We start from the raw sequence: 18,820 nt of genomic DNA, 5'->3' as shown, positions 1-18,820 counted from the left end.
TCTAGATGATTCCCTATAACTTCTAAGTAGTCTACTGGTATTTCTTCAGTGCTTCAAAGAACTCAAGATAGAGGCTGATATTCTCTTCCAACACCTCTCGTAACTCCTCATAAGAACGAACATGTGGATAAGGGATTCGATAATCTAGCGAGATTAATCTTCTAGCAACCGAAAGCAGAACCGTCCCTGCATAAGGCTTATCATTTTTGTTGACGTACCATATTAGCTCTACACGACCTGTACGAACATCAATTGTCAAAAATGCTTCTAATCCTGTCGCTTCGTCCTTGACAATTGAAAAGCGGAAAAATTTCTCTCTCCCATTGTAGGTAACCGAGTAACCCATGCTTTCAATTAGCTCTTTAACCTTGGTCGGTTTGTAGTTATCCTCAAAGTTTTTTTCTCTTCGGGAAATTGTCGAGCAAGCGCAAACTTCTCATATCTTTCCACAAAATTAATATCCAAAAATGCCTGTCTTTCTTCAGGTAAAAACTCAACAGCCATATTTATTCCTCCGTAAATCTAAGCGTGACATCATATTCTGATGCAATTTGTTTGTAGTAATCGATATTAGGTAGCTTCGCATTGGAGGCGGGGACCTCCAAGATATAAGAACCTTCCAATACTTTTCCATAAAGTTCATTCTTATATTTTTGAGAGCGTATTTCAGTACCCACTGAGTATTTTTGTTCAAACTCTCTCAGATAGCTCCTAAAGGTGCTTTCTTGAATTTTATCCAAATCAGTTGCCTTACGAGAGATAATTTCACCTGCTTCTAGATCGTAGCTATCCAATCGCTTACCGTTAGCTAAGTAAACTTCGTAGATTTACTAGGTTAGATACTTAATATTGTCAAGTGGGATACTGGAATAATCTTCAATATCAAAGCCAGCAGCATCAAAAATTTCAAGTTCATTCACAAATCCATTAACCACATGTAGTAAAAATTCTATTGGTCGCAACCCTCTATTATCCTGAACATATACTAGCATTGTCACCGGCACTCGTTCTTGAAAAGGGTAACATTTATTTGTCAAAGTTCCTAATTTAATAGAAGCAAAACTTTTGGTTATTTCCTCAGAGCTAATAAATACAGTCGATAATTGCTCTGATATAATTTCTTTCCGTTCAAAATCTGCTTTCACCATCAATGCAAACCATTTTTTTCCAAGTCGTTTGCTTCTCTCATTTCCGTAACCTCACTTATTTTTAGGAATATATGTTCCAATATTGATTCTACCATCTCCTAAATTAAAAGGTCTATATTCAACAATTTGACCATTTTTATCATCTATTTTAGTTTTTGTTTGCCCTGAGTCCTTACCTTTGACTGTCTGAGGATTACATACGTGTTTAAGAGTTTTTAGCTTTTTAGAAAATAGCAGAGCTTCTCAGCTAGTTGATGCAGAAACAGTCTGTTCTCGAAGACCTACACATTTATTCTACCACACCAAAAAAAAATCACCTAGAAAAGTCTAGATGATTCCCTATAACTTTCAAGTATCCTACTGGTATTTCTTCAATGCTTCAAAGAACTCAAAATCGAAACTTCTATTCTCCTCCACTGCCTTCCTATTTCTTCGTGAGACTGAATAGTATATCTAAAAACAGTATACCAATTAAACTAATTAGACATTTTCTCCTCAACTGTTTATTTAATTTACCGTAATCTTTTGTCTTTGAGAAACTGAACATATGATAAATGAAATTACGAAGCTCTTCCTAATCAAAACTTAATTCCAATCTATCAATTACAAACGCTACATATTGACCAATAAGGTCGGGAGTATCTTCTAAAAATTCACTTGTTATATGTATGCCCACATCAGCATGACCATCACTAACTAGTAGTCCGTTAGCTTTGTAACTGTAATTTTTCATATGTAAAAGTTGTTTACAGCTTGATTCTGATTGTTCAGTTTCATAATTATTAAAATTAGTGTAACTAAAGTTCCCTCTATATTTTTTTCCGACCTCAATTACATAGGGTGCACTACTAATCATTGCATCTAATATTAATCCATTAACTCTCACCTTTATAAAATACTCGTCAAGATCTGAAAGTTCTAAAATTTCTATTATTTCACTCACTTCGAATCCTCCTTACTCTACTGGCGTAATATCCTATCTTCATCTTTTCAGCCACTGTCAATCCATACTTATTGGCTTCTTCAATCTTGCGGAAATCCGCAACGCTGATATTTGGCTTGTTTCGGGCACCTGAATCCTTACCTTTCGTAGTCTGAGGATTACATACGTGTTTAAGAGTTTTTAGCTTTTGCGAAAATAGCAGAGCTATCTAGACAGTTTTAAATGATATATTGTTTTCAAAGCTCTAGACATTTATTCTACCACACCAAAAAGAAATCACCTAGAAAAGTCTAGATGATTTCGTATAACCACTCCATTATTTGTGGTATACCTATTTGCATTAAAAAGGACATATAATCATAGTCACAAACTCCAAGAAAGAAAGTAAGTCAATCAACTAAATAGACATTAAATAATTTCTTCTTACCATCAACAACATATTTTTCAACATCTCCTGACCACCATTCGACGTTATTTGAAAGAATAGACAATACAATATTTCTAAATTCTGGACTATCAGAGAACATCAATTGATAATTGTTCAAAAATACATAAATCACATCATTAGTTATGCAATCAGAATCGCCTAAAACATCATTAAGAGCGTCCCAATTACTGATATTTCTATCAATTAAGAAAGCTTCACAAATACAATTGATTGAATTTTCTTTTTCTTGTAATACTTTTCCATCTAAATAGACTATTTTTGCCTCTTTTGGAATAGTGGAAATGAGTTCATCTTGCTCATTTTTACTAATTATTTTTAAAGTATCCATATTACTTCACCTTTACAAAACTATCATAATGATTCCACTTATAATATACACTGCCATCGCTACCTCTAACAAGCCTCTGGTTGTCACGTTTACCTACATCTGCGATATAATTATTTACATCATATTCCTTATAAGATATCTTATTACCAGAAGAATCAACTTTAGGTAGATATGACTGAAGATTATCAAACTTCTTCCCTGCTGTCGTTTTTGGGGTTTGCCCTTTATAATTCCCTTGCCAGCTAACCCCATCATAGCCCTTATAGGCATCCTGTACATTCTGTGGAAGCTCGCTTAGAGATTAGGTCTTTTATTTTTTTAGAAAATAGCAGAGCTATCTAGACAGTTTCCATCTGATATTCCGTTCTCAAAGGTCTACACATTTATTCTACCACATCAAAAAGAAATCACCTAGAAAATTCTAGATGATTTCGTATAGCCACAGTCCTCTCCTATAACTGAATACTCCATCTACTAATGTGATAATACTTCAAAACAAAAATAGCCATAGGGTATTGATTCCTTATCAAAGTCGTACATATCGTATAGCCACGCCATCATTTGTGGTATACCTCTTTGCATTAAAAAGGACATATAAGCATGAATACTTTTTTTAAAATCCAAAATATCTGCTTTTTCTACCAAAAAATACATCTGTTTCATATCATCTAAATTAATGTATTTATCTAGTATTTTATAATCAGATTCGGGTGTCAGCCAAAACATGTTTTTTTTTGCAAACTCTTCTTTTTCAATTAATGTTACATTTTCTTTGGTCTCTATATAAAGATGTGCAATATCAAATTCCTCCTGAAAATTTAACATTTCATTTACATAAAATGGTGTAACATGAAGCGAAGAAGTCGTCTCATCCGCTTTTAAAATCTCATCTAACAATATAAATAATTGTATAAGATTCGGATAGATTCTATTTTGGGATTCACTATCAGTTGTATGGAAATATACAATCTCATTGATTCTACCTTTTGGTTTTTCAATCATTATCTAGGTCCTTTCCAGTTAGGATTATTTAAGTCCGAAATTTGAATAACCTTCTTTGTGCTATCGTCGACTGCAACATAATGTATTTCATCAATATAATAGTTAGTTACACTACTATTAGTATATTTGTTATATCCAGAGGTCGTTTTAACGGGATTATTAATAGTGTCTGCGATTTTTTGATTATTCCAGCCTCTGTCTAAAACTTGACTAGAATAATTACTCTTCGAAAATTTATCACTAAAAATGATATCGTCTGCCGTGAGGGTTTTAGCAACATCACCAACATCCTCAACATCATCCAACTTATCTGTAGTTTTTGCAACATCACTAACATAATCAAACGTATCAACTACATCATCAGTTGCATCTAGAATCTTACCTAATTGGGTAATTTTTCCAGCTTTCAAAAATGGTAGTAGATTACTTGCTAAATCAAGAGAGAGCTCCCCTGCTACAAACCAGCGATTCGCTTGTTCACCTGTTGTCGGATCAACCCCATCTTTCAGACGCTGAATGTTATTCCATCCGCTTAGCTCTGCAACAAACGTTGGGAATACGTCTTTATTAGACTATATACTTAGGAACTAAATTGTTTAAATTCATTCGGTATCTCGTCTGATTCATTGAACAAGGTCATCACAGAAAAGTTCCTATCAGAGAATATAATCTCTTGGAAAACATTATCAATTTTCCATTCTATATCCTTATGGGTAATTTCTCCAGTTTGCACAGTTACCATCTCAAACCATCCAATCTTTATTCCATGCTGAATAATTTCTTCTAATAATTGAACAGAGTATCCTTTTCTCAAACTAAAGAGACCGTATAAGCGAGATATGATAGCATCTTCTTCAGCAATAGATAGCAACAACTCTTTTAAATCTTCTGTCTTCATTGTCTATTTACCTCCGGTCAGTGGTATCCTAACTATTCCTTCTCCCACTGTTGTTTTTAAGTATGCACCGCTGTGAATCTCATCAGTAGCATTTGCGTAACCATAATTTAATTGCCAAGAATTCCCTCTACCATCGTAGTACCTCACTCCTTCTCCACGCTTCAGTGGAGATTTTGTATACCCCTCTAATGCTTCATCTAAATACTTTTCAACATCTTTTATATTAGCTCCGTTAAAACTATTAACATTCGATAATTCAAAAATTTTACTCGCGGCATTAACATCATCCAACTTATCTGTAGTTTTTGCAACATCACTAACATGATCAAACGTATCAACTACATCATCAGTTGCATCTAGAATCTTACCTAATTGGGTAATTTTTCCAGCTTTCAAAAATGGTAGTAGATTACTTGCTAAATCAAGAGAGAGTTCTCCTGCTGCAAACCAGCGATTCGCTTGTTCACCTGTTGTCGGATCAACCCCATCTTTCAGACGCTGAATGTTATTCCATCCACTTAACTCTGCAACAAACGTTGGGAATACGTCTTTTCTTGCTTCTGTATAGGAAGCAAATTTTACCTGACGAGCATATAGTATTTCTTCCGCTGTCATTTGCGGAGATTGAAGATACTGATCCAGTGTCATTTTATCAATGCGCTCTTTTTGAGCCACTGTCAATCCATACTTATTGGCTTCTTCAATCTTGCGGAAATCCGCAATGCTGATATTTGGCTTGTTTCGAGAACCTGAGTCCTTACCTTTGGCAGTCTGAGGATTACATACGTGTGTATACATTTCTCTCAAAGCAGCTCCCCAGTTTTTAAAGAGGTTTTGGGCTTCTCTTGTTTTGGGCTGTCCTTTTATACCTGTCGCTGTAATGTATTCTTGATTCACCCGCTGCTGATACTGTTGCTGAGCGATGGCTTGACGCTGGGCTTCTGATTGCTGGTAGGTCACATAGTTTCGAGTGCTATTATTGTAGCCTCGCTGAGAGGTGAATTGCTGACCAATCCAATTAGTAGTCTGCCTTACCGCATTGCCAGCCCAGTTGACTGCCTGATTGACCTTTTGTCCGACCCAGTTGACTGCGTGACCGACTGCGCTCTTAATGGTGTTATAGGTGTTTACCACTGCTTTTTTGACAGTATTATAGGTATCGACAACTACTTTCTTAGCGGCGTTATAGGCCTTGGACACTGCTTTCTTAGCAGTATTATATGCATTTGTCAAAGCCTTCCAGATATGCCCACTCGGGTCGGTGTAGTTGGCTGGGTTGTTCTGCACATAGGCATAGAGGTTTTGGCTGAGCGGGTCTGTTTGACTACCTAGGTAGCTGTCAGCTTTTAGGGAAATAGCAGAGCAGCCAAGCTAGTTCGGTATAGATATTCTGTTCTCAAAGGTCTACACATTTATTCTACCACACCAAAAAGAAATCACCTAGAAAAGTCTAGATGATTCCCTATAACTTCTAAGTAGTCTACTGGTATTTCTTCAGTGCTTCAAAGAACTCAAGATAGAGGCTGATATTCTCTTCCAACACCTCTCGTAACTCCTCATAAGAACGAACATGTGGATAAGGGATTCGATAATCTAGCGAGATTAATCTTCTAGCAACCGAAAGCAGAACCGTCCCTGCATAAGGCTTATCATTTTTGTTGACGTACCATATTAGCTCTACACGACCTGTACGAACATCAATCGTCAGAAACGCTTCTAATCCTGTCGCTTCGTCTTTGGCAATCGAGAAGCGGAAAAATTTCTCTCTCCCATTGTAGGTAACCGTATAGCCCATGCTTTCAATTAGCTCTTTAACCTTGGTCGGCCTCAAAGTTTTTTTCTCTTCGGGAAACTGTCGAGCAAGCGCAAACTTCTCATATCTTTCCACAAAATTAATTTCCAAAAATGCCTGTCTTTCTTCAGGTAAAAACTCAACAGCCATATTTATTCCCCGCATCTCCAATTTTTATAATTTCTCTATTCTTAAAAATAATCTCAATATGATAATTGCATCTATCAATATATTGGTTATTAATAGGGAGGTCTAGATTTATTGAATACACAACATCTTCAATCTCTAATATCCATTAATCAAATAAAACAACCTCAGAAAAATATCGCCTATTTCTATTGATGGCAAGCTCTTTCAAAACATAAATAAATTTCAACCTAACCACCCGCTTTAATAATAAATTACACTCAAAATTATCATTGCTTAAAGCAAATAGTCAAATTTAGTTTGTATTCGATTGAATGGAATAAATTTCTGGACAAGATTCTGTAAAAACATAGGCATTATAATTTTCCAAACCAAGTATCTTGTATCCAAGGATAGAATCATTCTCCTTTATTGTAAATACATACCCTTTTTGCCCATCTAACACTTGAGCTGAATTCGTTGGTATCCTAGGTAACAAATCATAGGTTTCACTTATCACATTTATACTATTGGCATTGGCAAAATCAATTTCATAAGTATTCTTATTGCTTTCAAGAGTAAAGCTCAAAGAATTTTCAACTTCTACCCTGCAACCAAGATAATAATATCCACGTTCGATTGGTTCATTTAAAGCTATTTTAGAATCCGAAGTTATATCGCTATATTTATCCTTTGTTAACTCACTAATAATAAATGTTTCAGCAGTTATAATATCTATAGTTGCATTAAGCCCCTTAATTTTGAAATGCCTTAAATTTTCATCAACAGTCATCCCTGATGAAATTTTTTCTAATTCGTGAATCAGCTTGCTATTTGTGATTTCTACAAAACAGTCACTATCTTTATCTGTAAATGTTTTATAATTTACATTAGTCGCACTATACCAAAATAATTCATGGATAAAACCAAAAATAATCTGATAACTTCTATTTGAACCATCTAACTTGACGATGGTTTCTTCATTTGGATTACCTATTCCAACACTTATTGTTAATCGATAGTCATCATTAGCAATGCAACAATTTTTTTTCTCCCACAACATTTTAATTACTCCAAATATCGTATTTTATAATTAACACCACCGATTTTCCTTGTTTGAAATTCAATTGTAGGCTGACTTAAATATACCCCCTCTTTAGACGAACTACCTGGTCTAAGGATGACATTTGTACCATCTGGCAAAGTCCCTCTTCGTCCTGTCCCATATTGAGTCTGTACACTTTGGACTTTTTCTAATCCCAATGTTTCAAAATCTATTTCAGCCACAGACATTCCTCCATCATTTTCATAACTTTTCACTAATGAACGATTTGTTTGATTAGAAGTAAGCTCTGCCACAAACTCCTCAGCAATCCGATTACCAGTGCTATTTTGAAACCGCTCTGAGTAAGTTTTTACCGGAAGGGTATCCGTATCAATCGCCTTAAAACCTGAGTCAATGTCATCAAAATTAAATAGTTTTTCATTAATCTTTGCTTTAGCGGTTTGAATATAATTCGTATCAACACCTAAAATCGGTTTGCCATAGTAACTTTGATAGCCCACATAAGCCGATGAAATACTGCTTGCTAATTGCGCCCCTTGTGTCATACCTTTCAGCCATGGATACCATCCTGAATTGGCTATATCTAGCTCCGCTTTAGACGGTTTACTTCCATCAGGTTTCAGTCCTGTTGCACGAATAGTATCATATATATTCCATGCTTGATATTTCGCCAACTCCGCTGCTTGCGCTGCCGCCTTAGCTTCTTCCTCAGCCTTAAGTATCTTATATCTTTCAATAACCGCTCTATTTTCGCCAATACCTAATGGGTTGAAGTAGCCGGTTCCAATATAGGTGTTATAATTACCAATTACACTACTATATTGAGACTTCAAGTCGCTCATAGACATTTTATCTATCTTCGTCTTTTCAGCCACTGTCAATCCATACTTATTGGCTTCTTCAATCTTGCGGAAATCCGCAACACTGATATTTGGCTTGTTTCGGGTACCTGAATCCTTACCTTTCGTAGTTTGAGGATTACATACGTGTTTAAGAGTTTCCTCCAGCGCCTTGCCCCAGTTCTTAAAGAGATTCTGGGCCTCCCTCAGCTTAGCCTTCCCTTTGGAACCTGTAGCCCTGCTATACTCATTTCTGATGTTTTGCTTGCGACGTTGTTCGGCGAGTGCCTGCTCTCTTGCTCGGTCACGTTGTGCCTGCGCCTGCGCATAGCTGGTTGGTTTGATGATTGGGGTATTGCTGTACACCTTCGGTGTATAGACGTATGAGTAGTTTCCTGTTTGTTGCTGGCGGATTTGATGAGCTTTGTGCTCAGGTGTGCTCGGTGCGTAAAGCGTCCCATCATCTGTGTTAATCAGAGGTCTTGGATTTTTATAAACCTTGCCACCAAATCGGTCATCCAACATGACATGTGGTGAGCGGATATGCCCACTCGGGTCGGTGTAGTTGGCTGGGTTGTTCTGCACATAGGCATAGAGGTTTTGGCTGAGCGGGTCTGTTTGACTACCTGGATAGCTGTCAGCCGTCAGGAAGGTGCCTGCTTGGTTGTCATAGTATCGTGCACGAAGGTAGTCCAGACCTGTCACATCCCGTGCCTCACCATTGTAGGCAAATGGGTTGCCTGTGGTGTCTGTGGTCTGCTTGGTTGCTCCGTAGAGATTGTAAGAGCTAGATGCAACAGAATTGCCATTCTGAGTTAGACCTGTCACAGAGCCAGACTGGCTGGTCAGGTAGTGATAGCTGTCACCAGTGCTCTCGTTAGTATAGGTAGCTCTGCCATTGCCATAGACATAGACATAGGTCTCCCGTTTCTGGAGCTGGTCGTCATAGGTTTGCAGGACTTGGGTGTGATCCCGATTGACATCGTTGACGTAGTTTCGTGTCTCGTAATAGTTGTAGGTGTCTTCCTTGGTCGTGTAAGGGATGAGGACATCCTGTACTTGACTCCTGTAGAGCACCTCATCTTCACCCGGTAGGTTGTCCTCGCTCGGCGGATTGACCACAAGCCCTTCTTCCGTTGCTCGGTCCTTGGCTACCTTCTGATGGTAGGCAGTTGAGACGGTATCGAAGGTATCGATCCAGTCATAGCCCTCGCTGGTCGTGAAGCTCGAGAAGAACTGGACGACATTCTGCGTGAAGCCATACCAGAAGAGACTGTTGGCTTCGCCATCTGGCGCAGTATACGGAGACTTGTGCTTCTTATCCGCTGGCTTGCGTTTGAAGAGCTGGTAGGTGTTGGTCGCTTGGGTCCTGCTGGCAGTGAAGACACGGTTATCTTCCCCATCATAGAGGGCAGCGAAAAGCAGACCTTCCTTATCCTTGACCGCCAAGAGACGATTTTCCGTGTCATAGATATAATCTAGCTTGGCATCATCAGTACCAGACGATGTGCGGTTTCCGTTCTTATCATAGATATAGGTGATGGTCTTGTCGCCAGACTTCATTTCAAGCAGGCGATTCTCGGCGTCATAGCTAAACTCTGTCTTGCTTTCCTTACCGTCCACCGTCTCCGTGCTGGTCAGCTTGTTTCCTGCATGGTCGTAGGTGTAGCTAAACTGACTCAGTTCCTTGCCATCCTTACTTGAAACGGTCATCTGGACGATTTGACCCAGACTGTCGTAGGTGTAAGTTTGGACCAGAGTTTCCCCATCCTGCGTGATGGTTTCCTTGGCGATGTAGTTGCCATCGTCGTACTCGTAGGCATAGCTGGAAATCAGCTTGCCTTTCTTGTCACGATGAACAATCTCTGTCACACGATGGGCTGCGTCGTAGGTCAGAGCACTTGTCGTGCCGTCTCCACGCTCAATCTTGGTCATGTCACCAGCCTTATCATAGGCGTAGGTGGTCACCTTGCCGTCACGGTCGGTCACCTTGGTCAGGCGGTCGAGCTCGTCATAGCTATAGGCTACCTCGCTACCATCTGGATAGACCAGCTTGGTGATATTGCCATAGTCGTCGTAGGTGTAGGTAATCAGACTGCCATCACCCTGACGAACACCGGTCAATTCACCCTCTTCATTATAAGCATAGCGGGTCTGACCCGTCAAGTCACTCATCGCCACTCTGCGACCATCCGCATCATAGCTGTAGAGGACCTGACCTTCTGACTCGGCAGAAGTCTTCTTGGTCAGCAGTTGGTCCAGCTTGTTGTAGTCGTAGCTAATGGTCTGACCATCAGCCTTAGTAATCTTGGCTAGTTGGTTATTGACATCGTAGGTGTAGGTCTCGCTGTCTCCCAGCGCATTCATCTTTTCCACGACATTTCCTAGCTGGTCATAGCTATACTTCGTCACCTGACCATTGCCATTGGTGATGCTGGTCAGATTGCCCACGCTATCATAGGTGTAGCTGCTGGTTGATGCTTCATCTCCACTTCCCTTGGTGGCGGTCAGTAGTTGGTCTTCTTGGTCGTAGGTGTAGCTAGAAAGTCGCTTGCTTCCTGAGAGAACACTGGTCAGATTGCCATTGCCATCATAGGTGAGGCTACTGCTTGCGCCTGTCGGACTGGATACCTTGATTAGGCGGTTATCCTTGTCATAGCTATAGAGGCTGGTCTGACCTGCGGTATTGGTCTCGGCTGTCAGACGATTGCCTGCGTCGTAGGTCCGCTTGGTCACCTGACCAAGTGGATTGACTTCCTCTAAGAGATTGCCATTCGGGTCATAGGCATAGGTTGTCTCCCGCTTACCATTGATGACTCGCTTGGTCACTTGCCCCACAGGATCATAGCTCAGCTCCGTCTCACGGCCTGTCGGACTGGTGATCGTTTTAAGCTGATCCAGCTTCGTATAGGACAGACTGGTCTTAGCACCGCTCGGACTGGTGATGCTGGTCAGATTGCCCATCTCATCGTAGGCGTAGGTCTTTTCTAGATCCAGAGCATTCTTCTCCGCCAAGAGACGACCGGCAACATCGTAGGTGTAGCTAGTCACTCGTTCCGACTGGTCTACTTCCTTGATAAGATTACCAGCTACATCATAGGTATAGGTCTTGGACAAGCCTTGTGGCGCTGTCTGTTTCTCCAGACGACCAAGAGCGTCATAACTATAGCTGAAAGTCGCTTGATTTGGAAGAGTTCGACTAGTCGCACGACCGTAGAGGTCATTGACATAGCTTGTCACATCCCCACTCGGGTCTGTCTCTGTCGAGAGACTACCTGTTTGGTCGTAGGTATAGCTTGTCTTACCACCAGTTGGCTTGGTTAGGCTAAGCAGACGGTTGAGACTGTCGTAGGTATAGCTAGTGGTATTTCCCTCGCCTGTTGTTTCAGACAGACGATTGCCCACTGCGTCGTAGGTGTAGGTCTGGCTGGCACCTGTAGGAGCCACTGTCTCCAATAAACGACCGAGTGGGTCGTATTTCAAGACAGTTTCCTGTCCCTTTGGATCTTTGTACAGAACCAGGCGTTCATTAGCATCGTATCCGTAGGTAGATTGGTGTCCGTTGGCATCTGTGACACTTGCGACATTACCCAGCACATCGTACTCGTAGTTGGTCTCATGCCCCTCAGGGTCCGTTTCTGTCACGACACGGTTGAGTTGGTCATAACTGTAGCTGGTTTCGCGTCCAAGATGGTCTACCTTCTTCTGTAAATTTCCATTTTCATCATAATGGTAGCTAGTCTCATGTCCTTCTACATCCGTCTTAGTCGCTAGATTACCTGATAAATCATAGGTGTAGCTTTCACTACTTCCATCTGCATAAGTGACCTTGGTCAACTGATTGTAGCTGTCATAGGTCATGCTTGTGGTCTGACCAAGGCTGTTGGTTGTCGTCAGGCGATTGCCTGCTGCGTCATAGGTGTAACTTTCATTTAGAGATTGATTATCCTTCGCAGCTATCAGACGATTGGCAGCATCATAGCTATACTCAGTAATAAGACCGCTAGACTGCGTCTGCTTAATGAGGCGATCAAGAGCATCGTATTCATTGACAATACTACTACCGTCTGCCTGGATAACTTCTTTAACCTGAGCCGTTGGGGTATAGCTCAGCTGAGTTGCATGACCATTTGGATTGGTCACTTGGGTCAGGTAGCCAAGTTCATTATACTGGTAGCTTGTTTTTCCACCTAGAGCATCAATTTCCTCACGAAGTTGCTCCATTTGGTTGTAGCTAAAGTGTGTTGTATGACCAAGTGCATCGGTGACTTGACCAACTTGGTTTTGCCCTGTATAGCGTGTGCTGGCAGTATTTCCTGCCGCATCGGTCAAGCTGATTTGATTTCCGTTCGCATCATAGGTCATGGTGGTTATTTGACCAAGAGCATTTGTCGTACTGCTCAAACGACCAGCGGCAGTATAGTCATACTGAGTGGATATGCCCTTGGCATCTGTCTGCTCGAGAACATTTCCCATGCTATCATATCGGTAGGAAACGCTTGTCTTATCTGGATAGATGACCTTGGTCACATTGCCAAGTGCATCGTAGCTATAGCTGGTCGTACGTTCATCCAGGCTTTCGGTCAGTTTATTTCCTAGAGCATCGTAGGTATAGCTAACCGTGCGGCCTGCTTGGTCTTGGTAGCTGAGACGACGACCTAAAGCATCGTAAGTGCTGGTCGTACTCGTACCAATTGGGTAGGTGACTTGAGTCACATTCCCTGCCTTGTCATAGCTATAGCTGGTCACCTGCCCTAAAGCATCTGTAATGCTTGCGATTTGGTTGACTGTCTCATCATAGGTATATGATGTTGTCTGACCAGCTTCATTGGTCCGTTCCAAGACACGACCAATTGCGTCACGTTTGTAATGCACCGTTTGTCCGGCAGCATCCGTCTCTGTCAGAAGACGACCTCTGCTATCATAACTGTAGCTCGTCGTACGGCCTTCGGCATCTGTCAAACGAAGGAGGTTCCCAACACCATCATACTCGTAGCTATACTGACCACCTTCACCGTTACTTGCCGCAATCTTGCGTCCAAAGGCATCGTAAGTAAAGCTGCTAGTATTCCCATTTCCTTCGGTCACTGCAATCACTTGCCCTGCTGGGTCAAATGTCTGACTTGTACCGACACCATCCGCATCTTTTTCACTTAGTTTACGACCTTCGGCATCATAGGTCATCGTTGTCACACCACCACGAGGGTTGGTGATGGAGGTGACTTGATTATGAGCGTTATAGGTAAGAGTGGTCACTCCACCAGCTGCATTGGTCACTTTGACCAAATTAGCCCCATCATAGGATAACTGGACTGTGTTTCCTAGAGCATCGGTGGTTGAAAGAATGCGTCCTTGCTCATCAACTGTGTGGGTAATGCTAGTACCATCTGCCAAACTTGTAGAAAGAAGGTTTCCTTTCGCATCATAAGTATGGCTAGTAGTCTGTCCTGCAAAATCTGTTACAGAAAGGAGATGGTTGTTTTGGTCATAAGTAGATGTTTTGACCGCTCCGTCAAAACGAGTTTCCGTGAGAATATTTCCCTGACTATCGTGAGTGTAGCTAGTCGTTTGACCCAATTCATTGGTCTCACTCACTAAGCGGTTATCATCGTCATAAGCCTTACGAATACTGCTTCCATCAGGATAAGTAATGGCTGTTGTACGATAATGTTTGTCATAGGTATAAGTCGTCACTTGACCATTAGCATCTGTCGTTACTGTCTGTCCATCACTATAGGAAAGAGTGGAGACTGCTCCTGTTCCGTCGGTCTGCTGGATGACACGATGCTGTTCATCATAGACATTTTCGATAATCTTGGTCCCATTGGCATCATACCAAGCTATCATCCGTCCTTGTTCGTCATAGTCGTAACGCGTCTTAGCTCCTGCTGCGTCCGTGTAAGAAATAAGATTTCCCGCTTCATCATAGTCATAAGCTAATGTTGAACCGTTCGGTAACTGGATTGCTCCGATATAGCCTGAATCATTTTGGATCACACCATATACAAGACCTGTCGGTGATGTAATCTTAGTCAGTTGAGCCTGTTCATTATAGGAGAGGCTAGTTTTATTCCCTTTTTCATCTGTCTGACTGGTCAAGAGCCCATGGAAATTGAAGAATTTTTCCTGCTGATTGCTATCGGTAATGTGGTATTCCTTGACAGCGTAGTCCTCTTCGCCATTGCCAAAATCAGCTTTTTTAGTTTCTATTTCCTTTACCGTCAAGGTTAGATCATAGCCCTCTGGCGCCTTATAGGTATCACCTTCTTTGGTAAAGGTCAAAATAGAACCATCTGTACGGATATAGTTAATATTGCCCTCGTCATCAAGTGAAAGTTGTTCGTTGAAGGCAAAAGACCATCCTCGACCAAATAGACTATTGATACCTGCTGCTTTGGAGTTATAATTGCGGACAATCGCAAAGTCTCCACCTAGGTCTGAGATAGATACATCTGTTCGTTCTAAGTAGAAATTACCTGTATTAAGATTTATCGGTTCAAAACCAAATTCACAGTGTAAGCCACGTCCCATCAACAGCATATCCACGTCTGCTTTGACCTTATCAGTCAGAGCAGGTGGGTTATAAGGCTTGTTCGCATTTTTACTTGGATTGCGGATAAAGAGAGTGTTGTTTTTGACCAGAAGCATATCTTGAATCCGGTTGTCAAAGGCAATCTGTTTTAGCGGTACGCCATAGTAACTGGCTATCTTAGGAAGAGTATCATATTGGGTTACCTTGTAAATGATGAAAGAGTCACTACTCTTCTTCCCACTCGTTTGACCATCTTTCTGGCTTTCCGCATCGATGGTGTAGAGCGTATTTAATTCAGGCTCTGTAAACGGCACGAGCGTTTGCCAGTTAGACAATTTATCTTTGTATTGTGTCGTTCCTTTTTCAAATGCTGAAATAAAGGAAGCCGTGTCAGGGTATTTGTATGAAAAGCTGGCTGTACTCTGACCAGTATAATTCTTAGCAGGGTCACTGAGCTGGTAGCCAACCTGTGCAGCAGGGCTAGTCAGACCATCCGCAAAAACTCCTTGGAATTGGAGTTTACCAGACTTATCTGTCTTCACCATTGTCCGGAGATTGATAGTCGTATCACCGATAGCATAATTGATATCTACTGGATCTGGGACGGACCAATTAATCGTAATACTTGGCGCTTTTTCAGGAGTAAAGCCAATTTGACCTGCATTGGAGGCTGTGGCTTCAGTCGTATAAAAGGCACCTCCATCTGCTCCCTCATCTGTTGCAGCGACAACTAAACCATAGTTTGGATAGAGTCCTTGTACCCAGCCGTTGACCGCATCACGAATATCAAAGTTGTGCATCCCAACCTTTTTCTCGGAAATGGCATTTTCACCTGCAATTTCTCGACCTAGATTGACGGATGAATTCCAAGTCACCGTGTTGATATTAAAATCTTCTGTTAAACGATAGGCAGCAAACTGTGTTCCTTGATTTCCAGGAGCAGTGTACTCATAGAGATTGAGTGTTGCGCTATCAATTTTAGCTTCTGAAGGAATATTCTGCTTAAAGTCATAGTTGACCTTAAAATACATACGACTACGACCGATGTCCTTAACGTCTGCGAATCTTTTCATTCCTATGGATTCGACCGTCATATATCCAATATAACCATAAGCATATCCCTGATATTGACCGTGGACCGAACTCGTTACAGAATCTAGTATATTTTCTCGTGGGACAGTAATGGTTGGGTCGATACGAACAGGATATTGACGTGCCTGATCTGCCAACCATTCTTTCCCTGCGACGACAGTAATATGGTAGTGTCCATCTTTTTCAGCCAGTTCCAATTTTATATCTTGACTGGTTTCTCCTGCAGCATCCACCATAAGAGGAGCATTTAAGACAAAAAGTATTTCTTTTTTACCTTTTTGGCGAACCAAGATTTGATTGGTTTCAAGACTTACATCATAATTTCCTGCCTCTAGAACGTAGGTAAAACGGTTCTTTTCTTCCCATTTACTCAGAACGATTTCTTCTTTAACGCCGTTTGACTGTACTGTATATTGGACATCTGTCGCACCGTCAACGTTATTATAAAGGATAGCATTGTCCTCTACAGTCGCATGCTCGTAGGTTTTATCCAAAGGATAGAGCGATATTTTATCTTCCTGACTGATAACATCAATCGGCGTAGTCTCGGTCACCTTAGCGGGAAGCACTACATCAACAGGTGATTCTTTCGGTAGATAATAATGCGTGCCATCTGCATGATAGGAATACAGATCAAGGTCAATCGGAACTTCCCGCCCCTCGTGGTCAATATAGGTCTTAGCCTGGCTACCAATATAGGTCACAAAGCGTGTCTCGTCTACCTTGTAAAGTTGTTCTTGACCACTTTCAAGAACTGGTTCTCCATACTGCGCCCGTAAAGCTGACTCTTCTGCATTTTGCCCTTCTTCAGTGATTTTAGGCTGCTGAATGGCATCTCCGCCATCAGTGGTACTTGCTGCGGTTGTCTGGTCGGAGTTTGATGCATTAGTTGTATTTGCATTATCACCACCGACAGTCGTCTCACGCGCTTCCTCCACCGCTTTTTCATAATAAGCCTGACTTTGCGAAGTTTCAACAATTTCTTGAATTTCCTGCGCATAGACCAGGGGACTATTGGCCAATAAAATAGTTGAAAGCATCAGCCAACTAACAATTTTTCTTCTCTTTTTCATATATATCATCCTAATTATTTTTCAAGTAAATAATATACTGTCCCTAAAATAACAATCATATCTGCAAGCCCCAACAAGATGTCTGATATGGCAGACCATATCAATCCTATGCTGGCTGCTATAAGAATTCCCAGTAAGACAATGGCAATTATTCTTCGGAAGTCCCCCTTCTTCCAAGAAAAGTTACTATCTTTATAAAAGCAGTAAAGGTTAAAGATAACCGTTACTTTGATAAATGTCTGAAATAGGCTCGTCACTAACCAGATGGCATTTTTTACTTCTTGATAGCCAAATGAAGTGTAATCATAGATTAGCTGCCCTAATCCTCCAAGCAGCAAGCCTCCAAGCACGCTAACTGCTAATGCTAGACCAACGACTTTCGCTACTCGTTGCTCCTGATTGAACTGCCTTAGAAACCAAATGGCTAATTTTCCAATAAAAAATAATCCAATCCCAAACAAGGAAAGTCCTACCAACCCTAGCCACAAAAGGACCGGAGCATTTTCAGACCAGGGTTTCAATAGACCGACTCCCATCAATTTTTGCCCTATACCTACAAAAATATATCCAATCGCAAACTCAAAAAATTTTCTATTCTCTTTAAAAATAACCATGTTAGCTTCCTCCTTTTCTGACGGCATGAACTACAAACCGTCTCTCATTTCCTGCCACGTCACAAGTAGATAAAATCAATAACTTATCCCGAGTAACATCAAAATCAAACGAGCGATAGAATCCACCATATTCATTTGCCCAGGCTTCTAACAGAGAGACATATGACTCCACCTGCTTCGTATCGCCTAGTCCAAAGGTGTGATACAGGTGATCATCAGTAAAGGAATATGCTGCAACAATCTGGTATAGAAAGTCTTTCCCGTCTTTGGTAATCGTTACTGTCTGGATTGATTCAAATGTAGAAGGCTCCGCTAAATAGTCTAGGCTACCAAACATGGAATCATCACGCATGGCATGTCCATAGATAATCGTCACAGGATCCTCAAAACTAGTCTGATTTACCCTTTCAGTAAAAATAGCACCATACTGAGTCTCATTTCCTTCTGCATCATGGGTTAAATAGTAGGCGTCATCTGTAGGATGTTGTAGAACAGGGTAGTTAATTTTCGTTCCTTCCACCCGAATCCAAGCATAGGCATCTGAGTTTTTTTGAAACATTTGTTCAAGATTTTTACTCTGTATGCGTCGTTCTTCAGTCTTTTCCAAATCACCTATCCCGTACAGGAATAGGGACACAGTACTTATTAGAAGTCCTAGTCCAAATAATTGTCTAAATCTTTTCACAATATCTCCTTTTCCATAATATTTTACCACAAGTTTATCGGTGAATGGAGCGCTTTCAAAAAAATTACACAAACTACAGATAGACCAAAAACAGCAATATGCACAAAAAATGGGAGTGGGAAAGAACTCGACTAGTCTAAAAAAGAGTTCGTCTTCCCACCCCCGCATAGTTGATTAGGTCAGATTTGGAGTGTGAAACACGAACAAATCTGCCAATCAACCACTGCGCTGAGA

Annotated in this window: 15 protein-coding genes and 1 pseudogene; all 16 read right to left on the bottom strand. The window is 40.9% G+C overall.

What is annotated here, in order from left to right; genetic code table 11:
• Positions 1–31 precede the first annotated feature (31 nt).
• Positions 32–346 carry a hypothetical protein gene (locus K5Q22_RS03930; protein WP_205013595.1) on the bottom strand — a complete coding sequence of 105 codons (315 nt, stop codon included), beginning with the start codon at positions 344–346 and terminating at the stop codon, positions 32–34.
• A gap of 8 nt (positions 347–354) precedes the next feature.
• Entirely contained in the window at positions 355–504 is a 150-nt protein-coding gene (locus tag K5Q22_RS03925; RefSeq protein ID WP_205013594.1) for a hypothetical protein, read from the bottom strand.
• A 2-nt stretch (positions 505–506) separates the two neighbouring features.
• Positions 507–794: a hypothetical protein gene (locus K5Q22_RS03920; protein WP_205013593.1), complete on the bottom strand. Its 288-nt coding sequence runs from the start codon at positions 792–794 to the stop codon at positions 507–509.
• Positions 795–830: 36 nt separating this feature from the next.
• Positions 831–1,145: a hypothetical protein gene (locus tag K5Q22_RS03915; protein ID WP_221868563.1), complete on the bottom strand. Its 315-nt coding sequence runs from the start codon at positions 1,143–1,145 to the stop codon at positions 831–833.
• A gap of 577 nt (positions 1,146–1,722) precedes the next feature.
• On the bottom strand, positions 1,723–2,091 hold the full coding sequence (locus K5Q22_RS03910; protein ID WP_029171981.1) for a hypothetical protein: 369 nt from the start codon (positions 2,089–2,091) through the stop codon (positions 1,723–1,725).
• A gap of 389 nt (positions 2,092–2,480) precedes the next feature.
• A complete protein-coding gene (locus K5Q22_RS03905; RefSeq protein ID WP_044763556.1) occupies positions 2,481–2,867 on the bottom strand; it encodes a barstar family protein in 387 nt (128 codons plus the stop codon).
• A 1-nt stretch (position 2,868) separates the two neighbouring features.
• Positions 2,869–3,150 (bottom strand): annotated as a pseudogene (locus tag K5Q22_RS09900) (ribonuclease domain-containing protein); the annotation flags it as partial.
• A 191-nt stretch (positions 3,151–3,341) separates the two neighbouring features.
• On the bottom strand, positions 3,342–3,869 hold the full coding sequence (locus tag K5Q22_RS03895) for a hypothetical protein (RefSeq protein WP_024393939.1): 528 nt from the start codon (positions 3,867–3,869) through the stop codon (positions 3,342–3,344).
• Positions 3,869–4,279, bottom strand: coding sequence for a colicin E5-related ribonuclease (locus K5Q22_RS03890; RefSeq protein ID WP_024407041.1), 411 nt, complete (start codon positions 4,277–4,279; stop codon positions 3,869–3,871). The genes K5Q22_RS03895 and K5Q22_RS03890 overlap by 1 nt, the downstream gene beginning before the upstream one ends.
• A 170-nt stretch (positions 4,280–4,449) precedes the next feature.
• Entirely contained in the window at positions 4,450–4,767 is a 318-nt protein-coding gene (locus K5Q22_RS03880) for a hypothetical protein (RefSeq protein WP_029172752.1), read from the bottom strand.
• Between the two features lie 3 nt (positions 4,768–4,770).
• A complete protein-coding gene (locus tag K5Q22_RS09845; RefSeq protein ID WP_205013591.1) occupies positions 4,771–6,054 on the bottom strand; it encodes a pre-toxin TG domain-containing protein in 1,284 nt (427 codons plus the stop codon).
• Between the two features lie 193 nt (positions 6,055–6,247).
• Complete coding sequence (locus tag K5Q22_RS03870; protein WP_221868561.1) at positions 6,248–6,724, bottom strand: hypothetical protein; 477 nt, start codon at positions 6,722–6,724, stop codon at positions 6,248–6,250.
• A 277-nt stretch (positions 6,725–7,001) separates the two neighbouring features.
• Entirely contained in the window at positions 7,002–7,748 is a 747-nt protein-coding gene (locus tag K5Q22_RS03865) for a hypothetical protein (protein ID WP_203178346.1), read from the bottom strand.
• A 5-nt stretch (positions 7,749–7,753) separates the two neighbouring features.
• Positions 7,754–17,287 carry a DNRLRE domain-containing protein gene (locus K5Q22_RS03860; protein WP_221868559.1) on the bottom strand — a complete coding sequence of 3,178 codons (9,534 nt, stop codon included), beginning with the start codon at positions 17,285–17,287 and terminating at the stop codon, positions 7,754–7,756.
• A gap of 14 nt (positions 17,288–17,301) precedes the next feature.
• The gene (locus K5Q22_RS03855) at positions 17,302–17,901 is read right to left on the bottom strand and encodes a hypothetical protein (protein ID WP_205013589.1); all 600 of its coding nucleotides are present in this window, start codon (positions 17,899–17,901) and stop codon (positions 17,302–17,304) included.
• Between the two features lies 1 nt (position 17,902).
• Positions 17,903–18,586 (bottom strand): class B sortase, encoded by a 684-nt coding sequence (locus K5Q22_RS03850; protein ID WP_238140150.1) that lies wholly within the window; start codon positions 18,584–18,586, stop codon positions 17,903–17,905.
• Positions 18,587–18,820: the final 234 nt, after the last annotated feature.

The sequence above is a fragment of the Streptococcus sp. 2018162 genome (assembly GCF_019754175.1).
Classification (GTDB): Bacteria; Bacillota; Bacilli; order Lactobacillales; family Streptococcaceae; genus Streptococcus; species Streptococcus hashimotonensis.
The sequence above is the reverse complement of the archived record's forward strand: the minus strand, read 5'-3'. Positions and strand labels throughout refer to the sequence as shown.